The sequence below is a fragment of the Longispora urticae genome, from assembly GCF_053902585.1.
This window is the reverse complement of the sequence record NZ_JAQZSH010000026.1, coordinates 1-26,645: the sequence shown is the minus strand read 5'-3', so window position 1 is coordinate 26,645 and position 26,645 is coordinate 1. Positions and strand designations below refer to the sequence as shown.

The 26,645-nt window shown below is 72.5% G+C and carries 12 protein-coding genes; 1 reads left to right on the top strand and 11 read right to left on the bottom strand.

Going from position 1 to position 26,645, the window contains the following annotated elements; translation table 11 throughout:
• Nucleotides 1–756 precede the first annotated feature (756 nt).
• Nucleotides 757–1,146, top strand: coding sequence for an ester cyclase (locus tag PT931_RS16315; protein ID WP_456246591.1), 390 nt, complete (start codon nucleotides 757–759; stop codon nucleotides 1,144–1,146).
• A 300-nt stretch (nucleotides 1,147–1,446) separates the two neighbouring features.
• Here PT931_RS16315 and PT931_RS16310 read toward each other — a convergent pair whose 3' ends face one another.
• The 11 genes from PT931_RS16310 to PT931_RS16260 form a co-directional block, all read right to left on the bottom strand.
• Nucleotides 1,447–2,157 carry a hypothetical protein gene (locus tag PT931_RS16310; protein ID WP_456246590.1) on the bottom strand — a complete coding sequence of 237 codons (711 nt, stop codon included), beginning with the start codon at nucleotides 2,155–2,157 and terminating at the stop codon, nucleotides 1,447–1,449.
• Between the two features lie 386 nt (nucleotides 2,158–2,543).
• On the bottom strand, nucleotides 2,544–5,480 hold the full coding sequence (locus PT931_RS16305) for a BTAD domain-containing putative transcriptional regulator (protein ID WP_456246589.1): 2,937 nt from the start codon (nucleotides 5,478–5,480) through the stop codon (nucleotides 2,544–2,546).
• A 131-nt stretch (nucleotides 5,481–5,611) separates the two neighbouring features.
• Nucleotides 5,612–5,764, bottom strand: a complete 153-nt coding sequence (locus PT931_RS16300) for a hypothetical protein (RefSeq protein ID WP_456246588.1) — start codon at nucleotides 5,762–5,764, stop codon at nucleotides 5,612–5,614.
• Nucleotides 5,765–5,938: 174 nt separating this feature from the next.
• A complete protein-coding gene (locus tag PT931_RS16295) occupies nucleotides 5,939–6,139 on the bottom strand; it encodes a hypothetical protein (RefSeq protein WP_363720496.1) in 201 nt (66 codons plus the stop codon).
• 193 nt (nucleotides 6,140–6,332) lie between these two features.
• On the bottom strand, nucleotides 6,333–7,325 hold the full coding sequence (locus tag PT931_RS16290) for a LuxR C-terminal-related transcriptional regulator (protein WP_456246587.1): 993 nt from the start codon (nucleotides 7,323–7,325) through the stop codon (nucleotides 6,333–6,335).
• A gap of 191 nt (nucleotides 7,326–7,516) precedes the next feature.
• A complete protein-coding gene (locus PT931_RS16285) occupies nucleotides 7,517–10,288 on the bottom strand; it encodes a non-ribosomal peptide synthetase (protein WP_456246586.1) in 2,772 nt (923 codons plus the stop codon).
• Nucleotides 10,289–10,349: 61 nt separating this feature from the next.
• A complete protein-coding gene (locus tag PT931_RS16280) occupies nucleotides 10,350–21,302 on the bottom strand; it encodes an amino acid adenylation domain-containing protein (RefSeq protein ID WP_456246585.1) in 10,953 nt (3,650 codons plus the stop codon).
• A gap of 184 nt (nucleotides 21,303–21,486) precedes the next feature.
• A complete protein-coding gene (locus PT931_RS16275; protein ID WP_456246584.1) occupies nucleotides 21,487–23,985 on the bottom strand; it encodes an ABC transporter permease in 2,499 nt (832 codons plus the stop codon).
• Complete coding sequence (locus tag PT931_RS16270) at nucleotides 23,982–24,722, bottom strand: ABC transporter ATP-binding protein (protein ID WP_456246583.1); 741 nt, start codon at nucleotides 24,720–24,722, stop codon at nucleotides 23,982–23,984. Before PT931_RS16270 ends, PT931_RS16275 begins: the two co-directional genes overlap by 4 nt.
• Before the next feature lie 52 nt (nucleotides 24,723–24,774).
• The gene (locus PT931_RS16265) at nucleotides 24,775–25,689 is read right to left on the bottom strand and encodes a TauD/TfdA family dioxygenase (protein WP_456246582.1); all 915 of its coding nucleotides are present in this window, start codon (nucleotides 25,687–25,689) and stop codon (nucleotides 24,775–24,777) included.
• Nucleotides 25,690–25,699: 10 nt separating this feature from the next.
• A complete protein-coding gene (locus tag PT931_RS16260; RefSeq protein ID WP_456246592.1) occupies nucleotides 25,700–26,632 on the bottom strand; it encodes a TauD/TfdA family dioxygenase in 933 nt (310 codons plus the stop codon).
• Nucleotides 26,633–26,645 lie beyond the last annotated feature (13 nt).

Below are 26,645 nucleotides of genomic sequence, written 5' to 3'. Positions count from 1 at the left end.
CGGGTGGGGTTGGTCCCCACCCGGCCGCCCGGATCCGTTCCGGCCCCGTGCCTCGCGCGGTGGGGCTCACGCCTGCCTGCCCCGCGACGCCGGATCGACTCCGACCCTGATGCCGGCACAGGCGGGAGGCGGCCGCCGGATCCGTTTCCGCCCGGTCACGGCTCAGGCCCGCCCGTGCCGGGTGCGCCTCGGGCCTACCCGGCGACCCCGTGTCCACTCCGGGCCCTGAGGCTCGCGCCAGGTGGGAGAGGCCCCGTCGGGCCGCCCGGATCCGTTTCCGCGCCGCCCCTCACCGCGCCGCCCGGCGCCTCACCTCGCCGTCCCTCGCCGTCCCTCACCGAGCCGAGCCGGGCCGAGCCGAGCCAGGCGAGCCTCGCACCTATCCCGGATCGACTCCGGCCCTGATACCCGCACAAGGCGGGAGGCGCCCTGCCGGGCCGCGCGGACCGTTCCAGCCCCACGCCGCGCCGGGCTGGCCTCGCGTCTACCCGGCGGCCCCGGATCGACTCCGGCCCGGTGCCCCCACCCGGAGGGAGTCACCTCCACCGGGGCGTCCGGATCCGCTTCCGCCCAACAGCGAAGCCCGCGTGGGCTTCGCGGGCGGGCACCCGGCCAGGCCGGATGCCGGTGGACGATGACACGCGTGGCCAGCCCCTGATGGCGACGTGGCCGGTGTCCGGGCGCCTTCGACGTCCACGACCCGGGGCCGGTTCCCAATGTTGATCATCGATGAGGGTCGGCGATAGGCTGGCCGTCATGGAGCCCGTGGATGTGGTGCGGCGGTACCTGAGGGTCTTCGAGACCGGCGATCTCGCGGAGTTGGAGGCCGTCGTCGCCGAGGACGTGGAGATCTGGGGCGCCGGGAACCGCGTGGTGGGCCGGCGGTATCCGGCGGAGGCGGTCACCACGCCCGGGCTGAGCGACTGCCGGGTGGACATCGTGGAGCTGTTCGCGGCCGGGGACCGGGTGGTGGCGTACTTCGTCAACATCTACCGGCACGACGCCACCGGCCGGGACGTGCGCCTGAGCGGGATCAAGATGTACCAGGTCTCCGAAGGAAGGATCATTCGGTTCTGGGGCGAGACGGACCTGTTCGGGCTGCTGCGGCAGCTCGGCAAGGTCTCCGGCGAGATCAGTTTCGACTAGCGATGCCTGGGCGGTCGGGCCCGTCGTCGATGGCGATCCGGCCGGCTTCCGTGGCCCGTGGGTGTCCAGGTAGGTGGCCGACGGTGGGTTCCGTCGTCCTGCGCGCGTTCGGCGCCCGTGGACCGGGGCAGCCGCAGCGGCGGTCGCTTCGTGGCGCGGTACCCGTCTGGTGCGCGATTGTCGGTCGTGGAGTTGTCGTGGCGGCGACCGGGTTCGTCGCGCGCGGCGGGTCAGGCCGCTCCATGGCCGCCCGAGGTGCGGTCCGGAACCGTCGGAGCCCGGACTTCGATCCAGCGCCGGCTAGCCACCGAAGGGGAGCCGGCGCGCCAGGTGGGAACGCAGGACCAGGTTGTCCATCGTGTCCCGCACGGCCAGGTGGTCCACCACCATCGACACGGCCACCCGGCGCTGGTGCGCGCGGACCACGGAACGCAGGAGCTCGTAGCGGTGGCCTTCGAGTTCCGAGCGCAGGTGCAGGTAGCCGGCGAGCAGTGGACGGTGCTCCGCGCCGAGCTGGTCGCGGACGGCCGCCAGGGTCCGGCGGTCGGCGGGTGACGGTACCTCGACGGGGAGATAGATCCGGCCCGTGTTGAGCCGGCCGACCCACGGACCGCGCACCGTGACGACGATCGGCCCCTCCCCCGGTGGGTCGACGACGGCCGCGCCGATGTCCGGGGCCAGCGTGGCATGCACCCGGTCGGCCCGGACCGCGAGCCCGTCCCACCAGACGTCGCCGGCCAGGTCGCTGTCGCGCAGGGCGTCGAGGAACGCGGCGAACCCTGGGTCCGCGAGCAGCGTGCCCGAGTCGATCGGCACCGTGACCGACCGCACCGGCGGCCAGAACTCGCCGTCCCGCAGGTCCCCGTTCCGGAGGTCGGAGCGGGCCCGGCCGCCGAGCAGGGGCAGCTGGCGCGCCCGGTAGCTGTCGTCGAAGGCCAGGGCGGATCGGCCGTCCCAGTCGTACTCGGCGTGCTGCGCGGCGAGGAACCCGATCGGATCGGCGAGCGGCACGTACCCTCCCGGTGTCGTCGTAGCGGTGCGCACCTCAGGCCCCTCAGCGCGCGGCGGCTCCGGGCACGGTCCACCGGACCCTACTCAGACTTGGCGGTGACGCACAGACCCATCTGGGGGAGTCCGGGGCCGGGCCGCCGTGTGGGTGAGGGACCTCTCTCCGAGGCCGAGACAGTCCGAGGCTCACGACCTCCGCGCAGAGCCGCCGCCTTCCGCCCACAGGGCCGCGGAGGCGTCGGCGTCGGCCCGATTCGCCGTCGGCCACCGCAGGTCCCGAGGGAGTCCGGTGCGACCCGCCCGGACGCGGAACGGACTGGGCCGCCAGGACGCCGAACGGCCCGGGCCGACGGTGGTCGGTCCGGGCCGTTCCTGGCACGTGCGGTCGGTCAGGCCCCCGCGATGGCCGGCAGTGCCGCGGCCCGCGGCCGGCCCAGGACCCCGTCGAGCTCGGTCAGCACCCCGGTCGCCCGGGTCACCAGCCCCAGCCCCGTCCACAGCTCGGCGGCCGTGGTGAGCAGGTGCACCGCGCGCCCCGACTCGCCCTGCGCCGCGGCGATCCGGCCGAGCCCCGTCACGGCGCAGGCGTGCGCGTACCGGCGTTGCAGGCCGAGGCCGTTGAGCAGGGCCAGGGCGTCGCGGTACAGGGAGCGGGCCGCGTCGTGCCGGCCCTCCGCGAACCGCAGGTGCCCGAGGTGGGTGAGCGTGGTCGCCCGGCCCGCCTGGTCCCCGGCCAGGGTGTAGACGGCCAGGCACTGGGCGAGGCCGGACTCCGCTTCGGCGTACCGGCCCGCGTCGAGGTCGAGCCGGGCCAGGCCGTCGAGCGCGGCGGCGGTGCGGCGGGCGTCGGGGAGCTGCCGGGACAGGTCGACGGCCGCCTGGTACTCCCGTCGGGCCTCCCCCGACCGCCCGAGGTCGCCCAGCACGTCGCCGAGCGCGGTCCGCGCCCCCGCCGTGCCGGACCGGTCCCCGCCGGCGAGGGCGATGGCCAGCGCGCGGCGGGCCCCGTCCTCGGCGGACTGCGGGTGCCCGAGGTGCCGGTAGGCGTCGGCGCACCGGCGCAGGGCCTCGGCCTCCCCCACCGGGTCGCCGAGCGCGGCGTGCAGGCTCGCGGCCCGGTCGGCGTAGGTGAGGCTGGCGTTGGCGTCGCCCCGGTAGCCGGCGAGCCGGGCCAGGCCGAGCTGCATGGCGGCCTCGCCCCGGGCGTCGCCCGAGGTGCGGGCGGCGGTGTGTGCCCGCTGGTAGGTGCGCCGCCAGTCGTGCTGGTGGCCGCGCAGTTCGAAGTAGTCCTCGCAGGCACCGGCGAGTTCCCACGCGGACGCGGCGTGGCCGGACGCGGCGGCCTGGGCCACGAGGGCCACCAGCGCGCCGTGCTCGGCCTCGAACCAGGCGACCGGGGTCTCGGCGAGGTCGTTGACCAGGCCGCCGGCCAGCCGCCAGCGGGGCGCGCCGCCCCGGCCGGGCCGGGTGCCGACGCCGTCGAGCCGGCGGGAGCACTCGGTGGCCAGGGACAGCCACGCGCCGTACGCGCGGTCGAGGGCGGCGCGGGCCGCGGGGGGCGGCTCCTCGTCCTCGGCGCGCTCGCGGGCGAACGGGCGGACCAGGTCGTGGAAGGCGTAGCGCTGCCGGCCGCTGCAGTCGAGCCGCAGTTCGAGCAGGCGCGCGTCGAGCAGCGCCTCGGCCAGTTCCTCGGCGGGCTCCTCCGGCACCTCCAGGAGGGCCGCCAGGGCCCAGGCGGGGAAGTCGGGTACGTCGAGCAGGGCGAGCCGCCGCAGGCCGGTACGGGCCACCGGGGGCAGCGAACGGTACGCCCGGTGCAGGCTGCCCCGGACGTCGAGCGCCCCGAGCCGGAACTCGTCGAGGAGCCGGCCGCTGGTCTCCAGCCGGTCCAGGAGCCGGGACACGGGCCAGTGCGGTCGGGCGACCAGCCGGGTACCGGCGACCCGCAGCGCGAGCGGCAGCCCGGCGCACCGGGTCACGATCCGCTCGGCGGCGTCGCGTTCCATGTCGTAGCGGGCGACCCCGATCACGGCGGCGAACAGCACCCGGGCGTCGTCGGTGCCGAACGGTTCGAGCGCGACCACGTGCGCGGCGGCCAGGGCGGGCAGATGCGCCCGGCTGGTGACGATCACCCGGCAGGTCGGGCCGCCGGGCAGCAGCGGGGCGACCTGGGCCTCGCTGTGCGCGTTGTCGAGGACGACGAGGACCCGGCGGGTGGCGAGCAGGGTCCGGTACACCTGGATCCGCTCGTCGAGGCCGGCGGGCAGCGCGTCCTCCTCGACGCCGAGCGCGCGGAGGAACCAGGCCAGCGCGTCGGCGGGGTCGACGGGGATGTCCCCCGCGCCGGCGAGGTCCACGTACAGCTGGCCGTCGGGGAACTCGTCGCGGGTCAGGTGCGCGGCGCGGACGGCGAGCACGGACTTGCCGACGCCGGGCATGCCGGTCACCAGGAGCGGCGCGGCGGTGGCGTGCTCCGCGTCGAGGACGCCCGCGACCTGGGCGAGTTCGGCGGTCCGGCCGGTGAAGTCGCCGAGGTCGGCCGGCAGCATGGCCGGGCGGGGGGCGATCTCGATCCGGCCGGTGGGGGCGTCCAGGGCGGGGGCGGCGACCAGGATGTCGTGGTGCGCGCGGGTCAGGGTGGGGCCGGGGTCCACGCCCAGTTCGTCGACGAGGACCCGGCGGCCGTCGTGGTAGACGGCCAGGGCGTCGGCCTGCCGGTCGCAGCGGTACAGGGCGGTCATCAGCTGGGCGCGCAGTCCCTCGCGCAGCGGGTGCTCGGCGACCAGGCCGGTCAGCTCGGGGACGAGCGGCGCGTGCCGGCCGAGGGCGAGGTCGGCGTCGATCCTGCTCTCCAGGACCGCGATCCGGGCCTCCTCCAGCCGGAGCTGTTCCGCGCCGAGCAGGAACTCGGTCACGTTGGCCAGCGCGGGACCCCGCCACAGCGCCAGGGCGGCGCGGAGCTTCTCGGCGGCGTCGGCGTGCCGGCCCTCCCGCAGGGCGGCCCGGCCGGTCTGGGCGAGGCGTTCGAAGTCCCCGTGGTCGTACCGGGCGCCGTCGAGCCGGATCAGGTAGCCGGGGCGCTGGCGGAGGATCTCCATGCCGGGTTCCGCGCTCTTGCGCAGCCGGGAGACGTAGGTACAGATCTGGGCGTTGAGGGTCGCCGGGGGGTTCTCGCCCCACAGCAGGGTGCTGAGCCGCTCGTCGGAGACGATCCGGCCGTCGGCCAACAGGAGGGCCGCCAGCACCGTTCGTTGCTTCGACCCGTCCAGCGGGATCTCGGCGCCGTCCTTCCATACTTCCACCGGTCCGAGGACACGGAACTCCATGGATCCACCCGTCGATATATGAGAGTTCGCGGAATAAGAAGAGAGGGGTGGAGCCGACTGTGCCGTCGACTCCACCTCAGGCATCGTCACATTGAGATTCTTTTGTTGTTCACCCGCGATTGCGTGCCGCTTCACTGCCAGGTGAAGTCGCCCGCCACCGCATCGCCCGCGGCGACCTGTCCGATGGACGTCACCTGCAGGTGGGACGTGATGATCGTGGTGACGGCGGCCACAGCAATCAGAACTGCCGCGCCGATGACAACGCTGCGCAGAACACGTGCCACAACGACTCCTCACAGGATTCGATCAGAAGAAAGGACTTCACGTTCGAGGATGCCCCGCCCGGATGTCGGCGGAGATTGCCGAATCTGTCTTTCGTCTGAAATCCTGTCGGGTCCACAAGGGCCGGTCAAGCCAGTTCAGTGTCCGAATCCTGCATGACCGAAGTCGGTCATGTGTTACTCGTCGGGAAGTACGGACTGGCGCGCAATGGGAATGATCAGAGAGACCTCACAGAGCAGCACCCGCCACCCCGCGTAACCGCCGCGCAGCACCGCGCGCTCAATCAGATCCGCCGCGGCGCGCTCGGCGTCGGAGAGGTTGCTGGCCACCACGAACACCACCGCGTCGGCGCCTTCCACTGTTGGCTCGACGTACACGTGCTCGAGTCCGTCAGCCGGTCTGGCCACCTGCCAGATAACGCGACGAAGCCACTCTGCCTGCTCCGCAGAACAGGACATAGTGGCGCTCATGCGGACCGTTACTAAATGCACCGACCAACCATCACAGAATCGGACTTAAGAATCCAGGGTTCCGGGCTGATGGAAAATTGCCCGGCGGGACGTCGGAGTGTCATGACTGCGTCAACCAACCGCGCTCGGCCGCCAGCGCGCCGGCCTGGAACCGGCTGCGCGCCCCGAGCCGCGCCATGATCTCCGCACCCATCCGACCGACGGTACGCGGCGACACGCCGAGCTTGCGCGCGGCCTGCTCGTCGGTGTCGCCCTGGAGCAACAGGTTCAACAGGGCGCGCTCCTGGTCGGTCAGTTCGGGGCACCGGTCGTCCTGCTCGTCGCCGAACGGCGTACCCGTCTGCCAGATCTGTTCGAACAGCGCGCACATGACGGCCACCGGGGCGGCGCCGCGGACCACGACGGCCCCGGCGGCGGTGTTGTCCATGTCCAACGGCACCACGGCGAACATCCGGTCCACGATGAGCATCCGGATCGGCAGCACGGGCACGGTGCGGACGAGGGCGCCCATCTCCACGAGCCAGTCGGCGTGCGCGCTCGTCGGGGCGTCGTTGCGGACGCTGTTGAGGTACAACGTGCGCATCTCGACCCCCCGTTCGAGCAGTAGTGCGTTCAGTGGCCGGCTCGCCGCCAACGCCTCCTCCGTCTGCGCCCCGTCGGGAGCGAAGGCCAGCACCTGGTGCTGGGTCTGGTACGCCAGCCGTTCGAGGCGTTCGCGGACGGCGTCGAGCCCGATCAGCTCCTCGACGCCGGTGGACCCGGTGCCCCGGTTCGGATGGGCGTACTCCGCGATCAGCACCTGCAGGGCCGCCTGGCCTTCCTCGATCTGGTGCTGACGGCGCAACAGGTCCACCCGCTGACGGGCCAGCAGGATCTCCAGGCCGGCCTCCGGGGAGACCGGCCGCATGGCGAGCGGATTCTCCCACGACGGCCTGAGCAGGGAGAGCCTGGCCAGTTCGTCCAATCCGGACCGGATGCGGTCCTCCTCCCAGCCGAGCCGCTCGGCCAGCTCGGCGATCCCCGCGAGGGGGCTCTTGAGCATCGCGAGGTAGATGGACTCCGCCACGGGATCGACATCGAAGGCCTCGAGCATCGCGCTCCCCTGATTTTTTCTTGCGGTCCAGCACTTTCGGACCCACGTTACAAGATGTAAATCAGAGGTGTCGACCGCACTAATCAAGCTTGTACCCACTAGTCAACAAGTCGACTATTGCCGGCAAGCTCCAGGCCATTCTCCAATACGCGAATTCCTTTCAGTTTTCTAGAACCCATCGGTAACATATTTCAGTCTACTGTAGACGTCTTTACGTCCTGGCCACGGAGAACATCCGCCAGGAAGCCGTGCACCTCGCGTCCGGACTCACCATTAGTGAGTACGACCAATCCGGAACCGTCTTTCAGGCGGGTCATGGTCACGCACCGGAAGCCCGCGGACTCCCCGCCGTGGCCGAACTCCGTATCGGTCCCGGAATCGTCGACGATTGTGCCCAGACCATAGAAACTCCCGGGCAGCACGGTCGTCAACAACTGTTCGGCTGACATCCGCGACAGCAGCGGAGATGAATCGGCGAGCGCGGCGGCGCGGATCTCGCACGCCACCTTCGCCAGGTCCGCCGCCGTGGACCACAGGCCGCCGGCCGCCAGCGCCGACCGGAGCCGGTGACCGCCCGGGATCGGGGCACCCTCGGCGTCGTGGCCGGTGGCGACCGTGCTGTCCGACCACTGGGGGAACGCCGGGTCGAAGCTGCTGTCCGCCATGCCCAGCGGGGTGAACACCAGGTCGGCCATCAGCTCGGGGAACGGCCGGCCGACGACGTCGGTGAGCACCTGCTGCAGTACCGCGAAATGGCTGTTGGTCTTGCGGAACACCGTCCCGGGCGCCAGCTCCGGGCGGACCCCCTCGCCGCGCAGCACGTCCAGCAGGGCCGGGACGGGCTGGCCGGGCTCGTAGAGCGTGCTCGGCGACAGCGACAGGCCGGAGGTGTTGGAGAGCAGCTGGCGGACCGTGACGACCCCGCCGGCCGGCACCCGCCAGTCGGTCAGGTAGTCGTTCACGTCCGCGTCGAGGTCCAGCAGGCCCCGTTCGGCCAGCCGGAGCACCGCCACGGCCGTGACGTGCTTGCTCATCGAGGCCACCTGGAACGGCGTGCGGGACGTGACCGGTTCGGCACCGCCCGCGCGGAGCACGCCGTGGCTCTCCACCAGCGCCACCTCGCCGTCGCGCAGCACCGCCACGCTCACGCCGGGCACCCGGTGGTCGGCCATCACGCCCAACGGGGACGGCAGCCGGACCGGACCGCGCTGGGTCGGCACCGTGGCCCGGGGCAGCGGCCGGGGCCGTCCGCCGTCGAGGCCCAGCGCCAGGTCCGCGAGGGTGTCGTACTGGTAGAGCTGGCGCAGCGAGGCCGGCTTCCCGCCCTCCCGGAGCCCGGTGAGCAGGTGCACGATCCGCATCGAGTCCACGCCGAGGTCCATCAGCCGGTCCCCCATGCCCACCTGGTCGATGCCGAGCACCTGGGCGCACACCCGGGCGATCAGGGCCTCGGTCTCGGTGGCCGGGGCGACGTACGCCCGGTCGGGGCTCAGGGCCGCCCGGTCCGGGGCCGGCAGCGCCTGGCGGTCCACCTTGCCGGCGGCGTTGAGCGGCATGACGTCCAGGTGCACGAACGCGGCCGGGATCATGTACCCGGGCAGGGCCTCGGCGAGGTGGCCGCGCAGCTCCCCGCCCTCGGCGTCGCCCACGACGTACCCCACGAGCCACTTCTCGCCCTGGGCGTCCTCGCGGGCCACGACGCACGCGTCGCGGACCTGCGGGTGGGTGATCAGCCGCTCCTCGATCTCGCCGAGTTCGATCCGGTGGCCCCGGACCTTCACCTGGTGGTCGACCCGGCCGAGGAACTCGATCGTGCCGTCGGCGCGGTACCGGGCCAGGTCCCCGGTGCGGTACATCCGGGCGCCCGGGGCGCCGCCGAACGGCTCGGGCAGGAACCGTTCGGCGGTCAGGTCGGGGCGGCCGACGTAGCCGCGGGCCACGCCGTCGCCGCCCAGGTAGAGCTCGCCGACCACGGAGACGGCCACCGGGCTCAGGTCCTGGTCGAGGACGTAGGTGCGGGTGTTGTGCAGGGGCCGGCCGATCAGGACCGTCTCCGCGTCAGCGGGCACGTCCCAGAACGTGGACCAGATGGTGGTCTCCGTGGGGCCGTACACGTTGACGAGGCGTTTGACCTGGCCCGCGAGGGTCCGAGCCAGCACGGGCGGCAGGGCCTCGCCGCCGACCAGCGCGGTCACCGGCCGCTCGCCGAACCCGGCCGCCAGCAGCAGTTTCCAGCCCGACGGGGTGGCCTGCACGTGGCTGACCTGCTGGGTGTCGACGAGCCGGATCAGCGCCGTGGCGTCCTTGGTCTCGCCGTCGCCGGCCAGCACCACCCGGCCGCCGGTGATCAGCGGCAGCCACAGCTCCAGGCCGGAGATGTCGAAGGACAGCGACGTGGCCGCCAGCCAGCCGTCACCCTCGGCGGCACCGAGGTGCACCCGGAGCGAGAACAGCAGGTTGAGCAGCGCCCGGTGCGCGATCTGCACGCCCTTCGGCTTGCCCGTCGACCCCGACGTGAAGATCACATACGCCAGGTTGTACTGGTCGTCCCAGCGCTCCACCGCCGTCGTCGGGTCCTGCCACGCCTCGCGGTCCGTCCACAGTGCCCGCCCGTCGTACTCCCGGAGCGCGCCCGCGTACGGGCTCTCCGTGATGACGAGCTGGACGCCGGCCGTGGCCAGGTAGTAGCCGAGCCGCTCGGCGGGCAGCTCCGGGTCCAGCGGCACGTACGCCGCCCCGGCCTTCCACACCCCGAGCAGCGCGGCCACCAGGTCCGGCCCGCGGCCGAGCAGCACGCCCACCCGGTCGTCCGGGCTGACGCCCCGCTCGCGGAGCCGGTGCGCGAACTGGTTGGCCCGCGCGTCGAGCTGCGCGTACGTCACCCGCTCGTCGCCGGAGACGACGGCCACCGCGTGCGGCGTCGATGCCGCCCGGTCCTCGAACACGTGGTGCACAGATCTCATGAACCCGCTCCGTTCAGCTCTGCCCGTGCCAGGAAGGCCATACTCCGGTGGACGGCCACGCTCACCACTCCATCGCAGTGTCGTTCCACTCGACCAGCAGCTGGTCGCGCTCGGGCTCGGAGATGTAGGACGCGCCCGCGTCGCCCGCCGGGTCGGCCGCCATGGCCTCCAGCACAGCCCGGTACATGCCGACCAGGCGCTCGGCGTTGGCCCGGCTGAGCAGGTCCGCCGGGGCCTTGAGCACCAGGTGACCGGGCACCGTGGACACCTGCAGCCCGAACTCGTTCGCCGCGTCGCCCACGTCGGCGCGCACGTCGGACTGCTCGGTGTCGGTCTGCCGGAAGTCCTGGTAGCTGAACATGACCGAGATCAGCCGCTCGGCGCCCTGCTCCTTCTGGATCGCCGGCAGCGGGTACCGGCGGTGCGGCCACAGCTCGGTCTCCCGGGCGTAGACCTGGCCGACCAGTTCCGCCCAGGTGCCGGCGGTGCGGTCGTAGGGGAACGGCAGCGTGTTGAGGTGCATGCCGTACACCTTCTCGGCGCCCTGGTTCTCGGGGCGCGCGCTCTGCACCAGGCCGACGTAGAACGCCTTGGCGTCGGTGAGCTGGCTCATCACCTTCAGGTGCGCGCCGAGGAGCACGCTCTTCAGGGACGCCTTCTCACTGGCTGCCAGCGCCCGGAGCTGGGGTTCCAGGTCCACGTAGGGCACGAAGGACCGGAAGTGGCCCGTCTCCTCGCCGCCCCAGCCCTCGGGGAGAGCCAGCGGCGCGTGCGAGGTGACGATGGTGCGCCAGTAGTCCCGGTCGGCCTCGGAGGCCAGGGACTCCAGCTCGCCGGCGATGAAGTCGGCGTACCGGGCACCCTGCAGGTCCAGCGCCTTCGGGGTGCCGCCGTCCCGGAACGCCCGGTAGGCGTCGAGCAGCTCGGCGAGCAGCGCCTGCTGGCTCCAGCCCTCCGTGATCGCGTGGCAGAGGGTGAACGCCAGCCGCCAGGAGCCGTCGTTCTCCACCAGCGCGGCGAGCCGCAGCAGCGGGGCGTGCCCCAGGTCGAACAGCTCGGACCGCTCGCGGGTGACGAACTCCCGCACTGCGGTGTCGCGCTGGGCGTCGTCGAGGTCGCGAAGGTCGTGGACGGCCACCGCCATCTCGGCGTTCGGGTGCACGAGCTGCATGGGCGTCGAGTACCCGTCGAGGTCGAAGGAAGTGCGCAGCATCTCGTGCCGCTCCACGACCAGGGCCGCCGCCTTCCGCAGCGCGTCGACGTCGAACGGCTCCGGCTCGACGACCTTGAAGGCCGACGTGTTGTGGTACCGGTTGACGTCGGCGTCGGCGAACATCTCCACGACCATGCCGAGCTGCACCCGCGACAGCGGGTAGGCGTCGACCAGCCCGGCGGGCAGCCGGCCCTTGTCCTCGGCCGAGAGCAGCGCGAACGGCGCCGTGTGCCCGGCGTCGGCCGCCGGCTCCGCGCCGGTGCCGGTCAGCGCGTGCGCCAGGTCCGCGACCGTGCGGTGGGTGAACACGTCGCGCACCGACACCGCCGGGTAGCCGGCCTGCCGCAGCGCGCCGACCAGGGCGATGGCCCGGATCGAGTGCCCGCCGAGGTCGAAGAAGCTGTCGTGCACGCCGACCCGCTCCAGGCCGAGCACGTCACGCCACACGGCCGCGACCTGCTCCTCGACGGCGTTGCGCGGCCCGGTGAACTCGCCCTCGTCCTCCTGCTCCGGCGCGGGCAGGGCCTTGCGGTCCACCTTCCCGTTGGCGTTCAGGGGCAACTTCTCGAGGGGTACGAACGCGGCCGGCACCATGTAGTCGGGCAGCTGGAGCGCGCAGTGCTCGACGAGGTCGACCTCGGGGTCGGCCACGTAGTACGCGACGAGCCGGCGGTCGCCGGGGGTGTCCTCGCGGACCACGACGGTCGCCTCGCGGACGGCCGGGTGCGCGGTGAGCACCGCCTGGATCTCCCCCAGCTCGATCCGGTAGCCGCGGATCTTCACCTGGTCGTCGATGCGGCCCAGGAACTCGACCTCGCCGTGCGCGTTCCAGCGGGCCAGGTCGCCGCTGCGGTAGAGCCGGCCCGCGCCGTACGGGTGCGGGACGAACTTCTCGGCGGTCAGCTCGGGGCGGTTCAGGTAGCCCCGGGTGACGCCGGTGCCGCCGACGTACAGCTCGCCGGTGACGCCGACCGGGACGAGCTGGAGCTCGGGGTCCAGTACGTACATGGCCATGTTGGGCAGCGGCCGGCCGATCGGGACGACCTCCACGAGCTGCGGGGTCACCACCGGGTGGATGCAGGTGCCCACGGACGCCTCGGTCGGCCCGTACTCGTTGATCAGGCGCCCGTCGCCGAGGAGTTCCCGCCAGCGCTCGGCCAGCGGGCCGGGCAGGGCCTCGCCGGCGACCACGATCACCTTGGCGAGGGCGTCGAGCTGCGCGGCGTCGAGCTGGTGGCCGAGGAGTTCCAGGTGGCCCGGGGTCAGCTTGATGAAGCTGAACGGCCCGTGCGCGTCGAGGATCCGGCCCAGGTCGGCCAGGTCCACGTCCTGCGGGAGCAGCAGCACCCGCTGACCGGCGACCAGCGGCCCCCACAGGTTCGGGACGACCAGGTCGAAGGCGACCGAGGAGAACAGCGGCGCGCCGCCGGTGCCCTGGGTGCCGAGGATGTCGCGGGCCCAGACCACGTGGTTGGCCAGGCCCCGGTGGGTGACCTGGACGCCCTTCGGCCGGCCGGTGGAGCCGGAGGTGAAGATGACGTACGCGGCGCCGTCGAGGTCGCGGGTCTCCGCCACGGCCGAGGTCGGCTGGCCGGCGAGCTCGTAGCGCTCCACGTCCACCAGGACGCAGTCGGACCACTGCGGGTCGAACCGGTCGGCGTACCGGGAGTGGGTCACGACGACCCGCGCGCCCGAGTCGCCGAGCATGTGGCCGAGCCGGTCGGCGGGGAAGGACGGGTCCAGGGGCGCGTACGCCCCGCCGGCCTTCCAGACGCCCAGCAGGGCCGCCATCAGGTCCGGTCCCCGGTCGAGGAGCACCCCGACCACGGACTCCCGTCCGACGCCCCGGCCCCGCAGGTAGTGCGCGAACCGGTTGGCCTTCGCGTCCAGGTCGGCGTAGGTCACCTCGGTGCCGCCGGGCACGGCGAGCGCCACGGCCTCCGGGGTGGCCGCGACCTGGGCCTCGAACAGGTCGAGGACCGAGTGCGTGATGTCCGGGCCGGGCGTGAACGCCCACTCGTCGAGCAGGATCTCCCGCTCGCCGGCCGGCAGGTGCACGCCCCGGGCGTCGCCCTCGAAGTCGGCGGCCATCGCCTCCAGCACGGCGCGGTACATCGCGCCGAGCCGGTCCGCGTGGTGCCGGCTGAGGGTGTGGGTGTCCACGGTCAGGATCAGCTGGTTGGTCAGCGCGGCCACGGCCAGCCCGAACTCGGTGGCCCCCTCACCGATCACGCCGTCGGCGACGTCGACCAGCTCGGAGTCCTCCTGGAAGTCCAGGAAGCTGAACCGCACGTCGAGCAGGCGCTCGCCGCCGGCCAGTTCGCGCTGGATCACCGGCATCGGGAACCGGCGGTGCGGCCACACCTCGACCTCGCGGGCGAACACGCCCTCCACCAGTTCCTTCCAGGTGGCGGCGCCCCGGTCGTGGGCGAAGGGCAGGGTGTTGAGGTACATGCCGTACACCCGGTCCGCGCCGAGCGCCTCCGGCCGGGCGCTGGCGACCAGGCCCGAGCAGAACGACGGCTCGTCGGTGAGCTGGCTCATCACCTTCAGGTGCGCGGCGTGCAGCACGCTCTTCAGCGAGCCCCGGGCCCGGCTGGCCAGGGACCGCAGCGAGGCCTCCAGGTCGCGGACGTCCACGACCGTGGAGTAGGAGGTCGCGGGGACCGTGGTGTCCCCGGCCCAGCCGGCCGGCAGGGTGAGCTTCGGGTAGCCCTCCACGATGGACTTCCAGTAGCCCCGGTCCTCGTCGCCCTCGAGGACGTCGAGCTCGGCGGCGATGAAGTCCGCGTACCGGATGGGAGTGGGTTCCGCGGGGTCGATCTCCTCGCCGGCGTGGATCCGCTCGTAGAGGTCGATCAGCTCGCGGAGCAGGGCGCGCTGGCTCCAGCCCTCGGTGATCGGGTGCGAGACGGTCACGGTCAGCCAGAAGGCCTGGTCGCCCTCGACGTGCGCGGTGAGCCGGAACAGCGGGGCCACCGACAGGTCGAACAGCTCGGAGCGCTGCTCGCGGGTGAACTCCGCGATCGAGGCGCGCAGGGCGGGCTCGTCCAGCCCCGACAGGTCCCGCACGCTGACCGGGATCTCGGCCGTGGCGTGCACCAGCTGGAGCGGGGTGTCGAACGCGTCGAGCTGGAAGGAGGTGCGCAGCAGCTCGTGCCGCTGGGTGATGAGGCTGGTGGCCTGGCGCATCGCGGCCAGCGAGAACCGGTGGCCGTCGGAAACCCGGAAGGACGACACGTTGTGGTACGCGTTCCGCCCGTCCGCGAGCATCTCCACGATCATGCCCAGCTGCACCTGCGACAGCGGGTACGCGTCGGTCACGTCCGCCGGCAGCTTCGCCCGGTCGGCGGCCGAGACCAGCGCGAACGGCTCGACCGGCGCGTCGATCTCGGGGCTGGCGGGCCGGCCGGTGAGGAACTCGGCCAGCTCGGCGACGGTCCGGTAGGCGAACACGTCGCGCACCGACACGTCGAACTTCGCGGCCCGCAGCGCGCCGACCAGGGCCACGGCGCGGATCGAGTGCCCGCCCAGGTCGAAGAAGCTGTCGGTGACGCCGACCTGGTCCAGGTCGAGGACCTTGCGCCACACGGCGGCGACGTGCTCCTCGGTCGGGGTACGCGGGCCGACGAAGGCGCGCTCGGACTCCACCGCGTCGGGTACGGGGAGCGCCTTGCGGTCCACCTTGCCGTTGGCGTTGAGCGGCAGCTTGTCCAGGCTCATGAACACCGGCGGGACCATGTACTCCGGGAGCCGGGTCGCGCAGTGCTCGGCCAGTCCGGTGACCGGACCCGCCTCGGGCACCACGTACCCGACCAGGCGCTTCTCGCCCGCCTCGTCCTCGTGCACCACGACGGCCGCCTCGCGGACCCCGGCGTGCTCCAGGAGCACCGTCTGGATCTCGCCCAGTTCGATCCGGTAGCCGTGGATCTTCACCTGGTTGTCGACCCGGCCGAGGAAGTCGATCTCCCCGCCGGCGAGCTGGCGGACCAGGTCACCGGTGCGGTACAGCCGGGTGCCGGGCGCGCCGAACGGGTCGGGGACGAACTTCTCGGCGGTCAGGTCGGGGCGGTTGGCGTAGCCGCGGGCGACACCGGTGCCGCCGACGTACAGCTCGCCGGTCACGCCGACCGGGACCGGGTTGAGGTCGGGGTCGAGGACGTACATCGTCATGTTCGGCAGCGGGCGGCCGATCGGGACCACGTCGGCGGTGTAGCCGTCCGCGATCGGGAAGACGCAGGTGCCGACGGACGCCTCGGTCGGGCCGTACTCGTTGACCAGGCGGGTCGTCGGGTCCAGCTTCCGCCAGCGGTCCAGGGTCCGGCTCGTGAACGCCTCGCCCGCGACGACCATGACCTCGGTGAGGCCGTGCGCCTGGGCGGCGGTCATCTGGTGGGTGAGGACGTCGAGGTGGCCCGGGGTGAGCTTCATGAAGCTGAACGGTCCGGACTGCACCAGCCAGCGGCCCAGGTCGGCCATGTCCACGTCCTGCGGGAGGAGGTGGGTGGGCTGGCCCGCGACCAGCGGGGCCCACAGGTTGGGGACCACCAGGTCGAAGGACACCGAGGAGAAGACCGGGGCGCCGTTGCCCGGGGTGGCCGTGTGCCGGCCGGCCCCGCCCACCGGGGTGAGGTCCGGGGACTCCCCGCCGGCCAGCTCGGCGGCGGCCCAGGCGATGTGGTTGGCCAGGCCCCGGTGCGGGACCTGCACGCCCTTCGGCCGGCCGGTGGAGCCGGAGGTGTAGATGACGTAGGCGAGCTGGTCGAGGTCGACGGCGATCCCGGGGCTCCCCGTCGGGCGACCCGCGATGTCGGCGGGGCGGACCACCGGAACGGCGAACCGGTCCGCGTAGTCGTCCTGGGTGATCGCGACGATCGACTGCGCGTCCTGGACCATGTAGCCGATCCGGTCGGCCGGGTAGGACGGGTCCAGCGGCACGTACGCCGCGCCGGCCTTCCACACGCCGAGGAGCGCGGCCATCAGGTCCGGCCCCCGGTCGAGGAGCACGCCGACCACGGACTCGGCGCCGACGCCGGCCGCGAGCAGGTGGTGCGCGTACTGGTTGGCCCGCGCGTCCAGCTCGGCGAACGTGAGCGGCTCGGGCCCGCCGAGGACGGCCGGGCGCTCCGGGTACAGGGCGGCGGCGCGTTCCACCAGCTCGCGGACCGTGTGCTCCGGGGCCGGCTGGGTGACGTCGTTCCACCCGGTGAGGATCTGCCGACGCTCGCCCTCGGGCAGGTACGTGACCCGGGCGTCGCCCTCGGGGTCGGCGGCCATGGACTCCAGCACCGCGCGGTACATGGCGGCGAGCCGGTCCGCGTTGACCCTGCTCATGGCGTGGGTGTGCCCGGTCAGGATGCAGAACCCGGCCTGGGTGGACACGGCGAGCGGGAACTCGGTGGGGCTGTCGTCGATGGTGGCCGCGTAGTCCACGAGGGACGTGTCGACCTGGCGGAAGTCCAGGTAGCTGAATCGGATGTCGAGCAGCTTCTGCCCGTCGCCGAGTTCGCGCTGGATGGCCGGCATCGGGAACCGGCGGTGCGGCCACAGCTCGACCTCGCGGGCGAACACGCCCTCGACCAGCTCGCGCCAGGTGGCGGCGCCCCGGTCGAACGCGAACGGCAGCGGGTTGAGGTAGAGGCCGTAGACCCGGTCGGCGCCGAGCGCCTCGGGGCGGGCGTTGCAGACCAGGCCGCTGAAGAACTTCTCCTCGTCGGTGAGCTGGCTCATCACCTTCAGGTGCGCGGCGTGCAGGACGCTCTTCAGCGAGCCCTGGGCCCTGCTGGCCAGGCGGCGCAGGTCGGACTCCAGGTCGTGGAAGGGGATCCAGATCCGGTACGACTCCTTGGGGGTGTCCTCCGGGTCGGCCCAGACGGCCGGGAGCTCCACCTTCGCGTACCCGTCGACGATGGTCTTCCAGTAGGCCCGGTCCTCGTCACCGGCCAGGGTGTCGAGCTCGGCGGCGATGAAGTCCGCGTACCGGACGTTGGCCGGCTCCGGGTCCACGGGCGTCTGGCCGTCGCGGATCGTCCGGTAGAGGCCGACCAGCTCCATCAGCAGCGAGTGGTGGCTCCAGCCCTCCAGGATCGGGTGGCACTCGGTGAACGTCAGCCACCAGCTCTTGTCCCCGCACTCGTGCGCGGTGAACCGCAGCAGCGGCGGCACGGCCAGGTCGAACAGGTCGGCCCGCTCGGCGGCGATGTGCGCCCGGATCGCCTGCTCCAGGGCGTCACCCGACAGCGCGGTGAGGTCCTGGTGCCCGATCGGCAGCTCGGCGGTGGCGTGCACCAGTTGGAGCGGTACCGCGTAGGTGTCCAGGTCGAAGGAGGTGCGGAGGATCTCGTGCCGGGCCATCACGATCTGGCCGGCCTCGCGCAGGGCGGCGAGGTCGAACGGCCCGTCGTCGAGGATCCGGAACGAGGTCACGTTGTGGTAGTTGTTCCGGCCGGTGTCGTTGAGCATCTCCACGACCATGCCGAGCTGGATCTGCGACAACGGGTACGCGTCGACCACGGTCGCGGGCAGCTTGGCCCGGTCCTCGGCGGACACCAGGTCGAACGGGGCCACCACCCGGTCCAGCTCGACCAGCGCGGGCCGGCCGGTGAGGAACTCGCACAGCGCGGCCACGGTCCGGTGCGCGAAGATGTCGCGCACGGCCACGTCGAAGCCGGCCGGCCGGAGCGCGCCGACCAGGCCGACGGCCCGGATCGAGTCGCCGCCCAGGTCGAAGAAGTTGTCGTCCACGCCGACCCGCTCGACGCCGAGCACCTCGCGCCACACGGCCGCGACCTGCTCCTCGACGGGGGTGCGCGGGGCGACGAACTCGCGGTCGGAGCCCAGTTCCGCGCGGCCCGGCACCGGCAGCGCCCGGCGGTCCAGCTTGCCGTTCACGGTCAGCGGGATCTTGCCGACCGGGATGAACGCGGCCGGCACCATGTACTCCGGCAGGGTCTTCAGCAGCAGCGCGCGCAGCTCGCTCGGCGCCGGCACGGAACCGCCGGCGGAGACGATGTAGGCGAGGATCTGCTCGTCGCGGACCACGACCACGGCGTCCCGGACACTCGGGTGCGCCGCCAGGGCCGCCTGGATCTCGCCCAGCTCGATCCGGTAGCCGCGCACCTTGACCTGGTCGTCGGCGCGGCCCATGAACTCCAGGCTGCCGTCGGGCCTGCGCCGGGCCAGGTCACCGCTCTTGTAGAGCCGGCCCGGACCGAACGGGTTGGGGACGAACCGCTCGGCGGTCAGCTCGGGTCGGTTCAGGTAGCCGCGGGCCACGCCCAGGCCGGCGACGTGGATCTCGCCGGGGGCGCCGATCGGGGCCAGGTTGCCGTGCGCGTCGAGCAGGTACACCCGGAGGTCGTCGAGGGCCCGGCCGACCGGGCTGCCGGCCTGCGGGTCGATGTCGGAGGGGCGGACCCGGTAGTACGTGGTGTGCACGGTGGTCTCGGTGATGCCGTACATGTTGAGCAGCCGGGGGGCGTCGAGGCCCACCCGGTTCGTCCACGGCGCGAGGTCGCCGAAGATCAGCTTCTCGCCGGCGAACACGACGGCGCGCAGCTTGAGCTGGTCGATCCGCGGGTCGCCCTCCCCCGCCAGGCTGACCAGGCCGCGGAACGCGGTCGGGGTCTGGTTGAGGACCGTCACGCCGTGGTCGACGAGCAGGTCGAGGAAGTCGTCCGGGGAGCGGGTCACGTCCTTGGGGACCACCACCAGCTTCCCGCCGTGCATCAGCGCGCCCCACAGCTCCCACACCGACACGTCGAACGCGTAGGAGTGGAACAGCGGCCACACGTCGGTCTCGTCGAACGAGTAGTCGGCGTCGGTCACGGTCAGCAGCCGCAGCACGTTGCCGTGGGTCAGGCACACGCCCTTGGGCTGGCCGGTGGAGCCGGAGGTGTAGATGACGTAGATCAGGTTGTCGGGGCCGCCGAGCTGCTCCGGGTTGTGCGCCGGGTTCGCGGCGACAGCGTCGGCGTGCTCGTCGACCAGCACCGTGGTGACCTGGGCCGCCGAGAGCCGCTCGGCCTGGACGGCGTCGGTGACCAGGATCGGGGCCTGCGCGTCGTCCAGCATGTAGACGAGCCGGTCGGCGGGCTGCGCCGGGTCCAGCGGGAGGTAGGCGGCGCCGGACTTGAGGACGCCGAGCAGGGTCGGGACCAGGTCCGCGCCCCGTTCCAGGGACACCCCGACCAGGGTCTCCGGGCCCGCGCCGAGCGCGCGCAGGTGGTGGGCGAGCCGGTTGGCCTTCGCGTTCAGCTCGCCGTAGGTCAGTTCCTGGCCCTCGAAGACGACGGCCGGCGCGTCCGGGAACGACGCCGCCCACTCCTCGAACACCTCGTGCACGCACTGGGTCGGCGGCAGGCCGGGGGTGCGGCGCGGCTCGGCGAGCACGACGGCCCGCTCGGTCTCGTCCAGCAGCTCCACGGTGGACAGCCGCATGCCGGGCTCGGCGGCGACCTGGGTGAGCAGCCGGACGAAGTGGCCGGCGATCCGCTCGACCGTGGTCTCGTCGAACAGGGCGGACACGTATTCGAGGTGCCCGCGCAGCCCGCCGTCGGCCGCCTCCTCCACCTGCAACGTCAGGTCGAACTTCGCGATCCGGGCCGGCGGCTCCAGGTTCTCCACGGTCACGCCCGGCAGGTCGAAGCCGCCGACCCGCTCGTCGTGCATCGTGAACGCGGCCTGGAACAGCGGCGTGCGGGACATGTCGCGCTCGGGCTGCAGCTCGTCGACGAGCTTGGCGAACGGCACCTCCTGGTGGTCGAACGCCTCCAGCACGGTGTTGCGGCCCCGGGCGAGCAGCTCCGCGAACGTCGGGTCGTCGTCCCACATGGCGCGCATGACCAGGCTGTTGATGCCGTAGCCGATCAGGCGCTGCGTCTCGGGCCGGACCCGGCCGGACACGACGGTGCCGACCGGGATGTCGGTGCGGCCGGTGTAGCGGGCCAGCAGCGCCTGGTACGCGGTGAGCAGCACCATGAACAGGGTCGACTCGTTGTCGCGGCCCACGGCGCGCAGCTTCTCCGCCAGCCCCGCCGGGAACGCGAACGGCACGGCCGAGCCGACGGAGCTGCGGGTCGCCGGGCGGGCCCGGTCGGTGGGCAGCTCGAGGGGCTCGATGCCGGAGAGCTGGTGCCGCCAGTAGTCGAGGTGCTTCGGCTGGGTGGCCTGGCCGCGCTCGAAGGCGGCGAAGTCGGCGTACTGGATCGGCAACGGGGTCAGGGCCGGCTCCGCGCCCTTGACGAACGCGCCGTACAGGGCGCTGAGCTCCTCCGCGAAGATCCGCACCGACCACTGGTCGCACGCGATGTGGTGGAACACGACCACGAGCAGGTGGTGCTCGGCGTCGATGGTCAGCAGCTTCGCGCGGGCCGGCCACTGGCGTTCCAGGTCGAACGGGTTGCCCGGCTCGGTCTCGGCCAGGTGCAGCGCCTCGGCCTCCGAGCGCACCGGCACGACGGTCAGGCCGCCGGCGCGGGGCGCGTCGACGACCTGGACGGGCTCGGTGCCGTCCAGCTCGTAGCGGGTGCGCAGGATCTCGTGCCGGTCCACCAGGGCGTCCCAGGCGCGGCCGAGCGCGTCGGCGTCCACCGGGCCGCGCAGCCGCAGGGCGACCGGGACCAGGTACTCCCAGCTGTCCGGCTCCAGCCGGCTGAGGAACCACATCTGCTGCTGGCCGAACGCCAGGCGCAGGGGACCGTCGCGGTCCACCTGCTCGATGGTCGTGCGCCGGCTGGCCCGCCCGGCGAGCCGGCTGCGGAGCAGCTCCTCACGGATCGCTTCGGTTCCGCCTGTGCTCATGCGCCGCGCTCCTTCAAACCACCTAGACGTCAGCAGATGGTGAGAGAGTCCCGTCTGCGGCTATACGACGCCTATATCGGGGCGAGGTCACGGGTGTGGAGGGCTGCCCCGGGCACGGAAACGGGGAGGGTGCCGCTGTCCCTTGGCGAACAGCGACACCCTCCCCGACGGGTACTGCGCGGAGCTACTCCCGAACGCCCGCCAACTCCACAGAGGGGGTACGCAGCGCCAGAGCGGCCGGCAGCACGGTCCCGAGCAGCGCCAGGACCACACTGATCCCGCCGATCAGCACCACCGGCCCCCACGGCACCACGATCGGCGTCGACCCGAACAGCGAGGTCAGCGCGAACCGCAGCCCGATCAGGTTCACCAGCGCGGCCAGCGCCGCCAGGGTGAAGCCGACCGCGCAGACCAGCAGCGACTCGGCGGCGAACACCCGGAGCGCCTGCTTCGGGGTGGCCCCGGTCAGCCGGAGCACCGCGAGATCGCGCCGCCGGTCCGCGGTGGCCATCATCAGGGTGTTGACGATGGCGATGAAGCAGAAGAGGACGACGATGCCCAGTACCACCTGCTGACGCAGGGAGTTGATCTTCCGGGCCTCGGCGGTCTCGTTGCCGACCCAGGCCGACGCCGCCCACAGCTTGGTGCCGGAACCCGTGATGGCCTGCTGCAACGCCGCGTCCACGGCGGGCCGGTCGGCGTCGGGGTGGATCCGGATCTGTGCGCGCCGGGCGAGCCCCGTCCGGGCGTACTTGGCCGTGTCCGCGTACTTCATCGACAGGTACGCGATGTCGTTGCCCGGCGTGGCCTTCACGATCGCGACGACCTTCAGGGACACCCGGGTGCCGTCGCCCATCTGGATGTCGAGCGACTCCCCCATGTCCTTGCCCCACAGGTCGGGCACCACGATGGTGTCGTCCCGCAGGTCGGACAGCGAGCCCTCGGCCACCGGCAGCTCGACGGTCTTCGCGAGCTGGGCGGGGTCCACGGCCTGGCCGTCGTTCTCGTCGAGCCCGCCGTCGGGCTCCACGATGTACAGCATCGTCATGATCGGTGCGATCACGTCCACGCCCTGCACCGCGGTCAGCCGGTCCACCACGGCGCGGCTCACGCCGGGCGTGCCGTCCGGGTAGACCACGTAGTCGGCCTTCACCTCGGAGCGCAGCGCGGTGTCGCGGGCCTCGTTGACGGTCTCGGTGGCCCCGAGCAGCGACAGCGACAGCCCGAGGGTGAGCAGCACCGGGGCGGCCGTCGCGGCGGTCCGCCGGGTGGCCGTCAGGGTGCCCTCGCGGACCAGCATCGCGCCGGCCCCCTTGAGCCCGCCGAGCGGCCAGGTGAGCAGCTTGACGATCGGCCCCACCGCGATCGGCGCCAGCAGCGCCAGGGCGAGGATCGGCACGAGCAGGATCGGCACGTACGCGTTGGGGATCAGCACCAGGTCCGGGGCCACGAAGCCGATCAGCGCGACCGCCAGCAGGCCGATCCCGAGCCCGGTCAGGCCGAACACGAGCCGGCCCCGGGTCATGCCGCCGGTGTCCGCCGACGCCTCGCGCAGCGCGTCCACCGGGCGGACCCGGGCGGCGCGCAGCGAGGCGGACCAGACGCCCACGAGGGCCACGGCCAGGCCGACGAGGAACGCGCCGACCAGCGGGCCCCACACGTAGAAGGAGAACGAGGAGTCCACGGCGAACCACTCGGGCGAGATGCCCAGCCGGATCCACCAGCTCGTCATGAGCGGGGCCGCGAGGTAGCCGAGCACGCAGCCCAAAAGGGACGCGACGGTACCGAGCAGGCCGGCCTCGGCCAGCAGCATCCGGCGGACCTGCTTGGGCGTGGCCCCCACGGTCCGCAGCAGCGCGACCTCGCGCCGGCGCTGCACGACGGCGAACGCGAACGTGGACGCGACCACGAAGATGGAGACGAACCCCGCGACCGACGCGGTGATCGGCAGCAGGGTCTCGGTGTTGTCCATGGCGTCGCGGTCCCCGGCGACGCTCGGGTCGGCCTTGTGCCGGTCGTCCCCGGTCAGCACCAGGGCCCGGTCCCCGACCGTGGAGCGCAGGGTGTCGACCGGCGCGAAGGACACCACGGCCTCGACCCGGGGCGACAGCCGGGCCGCCTCGGACTCGGAGAAGAACACCGCCTGCTCGAACCCGACGGCCTTCGTCACCCCGACCACGGTGTAGCTCTTCGCCTCCTCGGCCGTCAGCACGGTCACCTTCTCGCCGACGTTCCCACCGGCGGTGGCGATCTCGTCGGCGGCGTCGGGCGCGCGCCCGGCCGCGAGCGTGTACCCGCCGAACTCCGCCACCGACCAGGCGTGGCCGAGCGGCGCGAGCCCGGGGCGGGTCCGCTGGCCGGACACCTGGGCGTAGAACGAGCGGTCGAGGACCGTGCGGCCCTGGCCCTGGAGGGTGGCCACCAGGTCCTTGTCGACACCCTTGGCGGCGGCCAGGGAGCGGGTACCCGGGTCGTGCAGGGCCGGGTCCCAGGTCGGGTCCGTGGCGTACACCACGGCCGGGGCGGTGCCGAACCGCTCGGCGCCCCGGTCGGGCAGGTTCAGCGTCGCGCCCAGCATCAGGCCCATGGCCGACACCAGGGCGACGCTGAGCGTGAGCGCCACGAAGGTGCTGACGAACGTGACCCAGCGGGCCCGCAGCGTCGCCCAGGCGATGGGGGTCACCCGGTCACTTCCAGTCCGGTCATCCGGGCCGCGACCTGCTCGGCGGTCGGGTCGACCAGTTCGCCGGCGAGCTTGCCGTCGGCGAGGAACACGACCCGGTGCGCGTGCGCGGCGACCACCGGGTCGTGGGTGACCATGATGATCGTCTGGCCCTGCTCGTCCACGAGCCTGCGGAGGAGCGCGAGCAGGTCGCGCCCGGTCTTCGCGTCGAGGGCGCCGGTCGGCTCGTCGGCGAACAGCACCGCCGGCCGGGTGACCAGCGCCCGGGCGATGGCGACCCGCTGCTGCTGGCCGCCGGACAACTCGCTGGGCCGGTGACCGGCCCGGTCGGCGAGGCCGAGGTCCTTGAGGACCCCGAGCACCGCCGCCTTGTCGGGTTTGCGGCCGGCCAGCCGGATCGGCAGGCCGACGTTCTGCTCCGCCGTCAGGGCGGGGAGCAGGTTGAACGACTGGAAGACGAAGCCGATCCGATCCCGCCGCAGCAGGGTCAGTTCCGTCTCGTCGAGGCCGGTGAGGTCCTTCCCCGCCACGAGCACCCGTCCGCCGGTGGGCCGGTCCAGACCCGCCGCGCAGTGCAGCAGGGTGGACTTGCCGGAGCCCGAGGGCCCCATGATCGCCGTGAAGGTGCCCGCCCCGAAGTCGAGGGTCACACCGTCCAGGGCGGTCACCACAGTGGATCCGGTGCCGTAGGTCCTGCTCAGCGACTCAAGCCGCACGCCGTCGTCCATGTCGTACATCCAAACGATCTAGAAAGATCAACACAAATCGCTACTGATGGGTAGTAGTGATTCAGGACTTCGACGGCTCCGCCATCGCTACCGCGATCTTCCTCGGTCCGGTGAACGGTTCGCGACCGTGGGCCGCCCGCATGTTGTCCACGACGAGAACATCGTTCTTCTGCCAGTCGAACCGGGTGCTCTCCGCCCGGTAGCAGGCCCGCAGGTGGTCCATCACGTCGTCGGGGATCCGGCCGCCGTCACCGTAGTAGGTGTTGCTGGGCAGGTCGTCCTCCTCGAAGATCTCCAGCAGGCCCTCGCGGACCTCCGGGGCCTGGGTGGACACGTGGAAGAACGTCGCGTGGTTGAACCAGGACGCCTGGCCGGTCACCGGGTGGGTGTGAATCGCGTCACGCACGGCCCGGGTCCGCAGGCTGTCGTCGCCCCGCCACTCCAGCTCGATGCCCTTCTCGACCGCGTACGCCTCCACCACGGACCGGTCCTCCGTGTTGAACACGTGCTGCCAGGTCACCCCGAACTCGGCGTGGAAGTTGCGCACCACCATCCACCTGCGGGCGGCGAACTCGGCGCGCACCGCCGGGTCGACCCGGTCGTGGATCCTGGCGATGTCCGCGAGCGGGGTCGCGCCGAGGGTGGTCGGCGGCTCGACGCAGTAGAAGTACAGCACCAGGGGCCAGGTGGCCTGGTAGGAGTTCTCGGTGTGCAGGAAGATCTCCTCGTCCGGCGGGTAGTCCGTGGACGTGTAGACCTGGCCCTTGATGGTGCTGCGGGGCGAGGACCGCTCCGCGTAGGTCAGCGGCGCGCCGGACAGCGCCCGGACCGAGCCGTCGAAGCCGTCCACGCCGTCGACCCCGAAGCCCCGGAGCAGGACCGCCCCGTGCTCGGCGAGCAGCTTGCGGAGCCGGGGCCGGTCGGCGGTGATGGCGGCCGAGATCTCGTCGGTGCCCTCTACCAGGAAGGGAAGCACGTGGGTCCTCTCAGTCCGACATGGCGACGAGGATGCGCCGCGCGCCGGTGTAGGGCCGGCGGCCGTGGCCGACCAGCACGTTGTCGATGAGCAGCACGTCGCCGGTGCGCCAGTCCACGTCCACGGCGGCCTCCAGGGCCCGGTCGCGGACCTGGATGACGTAGTCGTCCGGGATCGGGGTGCCGTCGGCGAACGCCACGGACTGCGGCATCTCCTCGATCGGCATGATCGCGGCGAGCGCCTTGGCGGTGTCGTCGCCGAGCGAGGCCGGGTGGAACTGGTCGGACTGGTTGAACCACACCTCGGTGCCCGTGACCGGGTGCTCCAGGGTGGACGGCCGGACCTGGCTGACCCGCAGGCCGTCGCCGGTCCACTTCCAGGTCGCGCCGGAGGTGTCCAGGAACGCCTCGACCTCGTCGCGCTTGTCCGTCTCGAACGTGTCCTGCCAGCTCTTGCCCAGACCGAGGCCGTCGTGCAGGTTCTGGGTGTAGCGGACACCCTTGGCGTAGGCCTCGCGGACCTCGTCGTCGAGCAGGTTGAGCCACAGCTCGGCGTCGACGACCGGGGTCGCCCCGCCGGTCGCGGCGGCCGTGTGGCAGAAGAACATCAGCCGGGTCGGCCACGCGGAGGCGTAGGACAGCTCGTTGTGCATCGAGATCGTGAACTCCGGCGGGTACTCCGTCGAGGTGTACACGTTCTTGCCGACCTTGGTCCGCGGCGAGTTGCCGTGCACGTAGGCCAGCCGGTTGGGCAGCAGCAGGTCCATCACGCCGTCGAGGGCGTCCTCGGTGACGTTGAACCCGCGGAAGACCAGCGCCTTGTTGGCGACGAGCTGCTCGTCGACCGGGGCGGAGCGCAGGTGCGCGACCAGGGCCTCGGGAGTCGCCTCGGCCCCGATGTCACTGGGATGGATCTCCAACGGACCCCACTGGCGGTCGTTCATCACTGGTGGTAGA

Excerpts from the sequence above, each read along its gene's own strand:
- PT931_RS16290 (WP_456246587.1), bottom strand. The coding sequence starts at position 7,325 with ATGCTCGAGGCCTTCGATGTCGATCCCGTGGCGGAGTCCATCTACCTC.
- PT931_RS16270 (WP_456246583.1), bottom strand. The coding sequence starts at position 24,722 with ATGTACGACATGGACGACGGCGTGCGGCTTGAGTCGCTGAGCAGGACC.
- PT931_RS16260 (WP_456246592.1), bottom strand. The coding sequence starts at position 26,632 with ATGAACGACCGCCAGTGGGGTCCGTTGGAGATCCATCCCAGTGACATC.
- PT931_RS16285 (WP_456246586.1), bottom strand. The coding sequence starts at position 10,288 with ATGAGATCTGTGCACCACGTGTTCGAGGACCGGGCGGCATCGACGCCG.
- PT931_RS16280 (WP_456246585.1), bottom strand. The coding sequence starts at position 21,302 with ATGAGCACAGGCGGAACCGAAGCGATCCGTGAGGAGCTGCTCCGCAGC.
- PT931_RS16315 (WP_456246591.1), top strand. The coding sequence starts at position 757 with ATGGAGCCCGTGGATGTGGTGCGGCGGTACCTGAGGGTCTTCGAGACC.
- PT931_RS16305 (WP_456246589.1), bottom strand. The coding sequence starts at position 5,480 with ATGGAGTTCCGTGTCCTCGGACCGGTGGAAGTATGGAAGGACGGCGCC.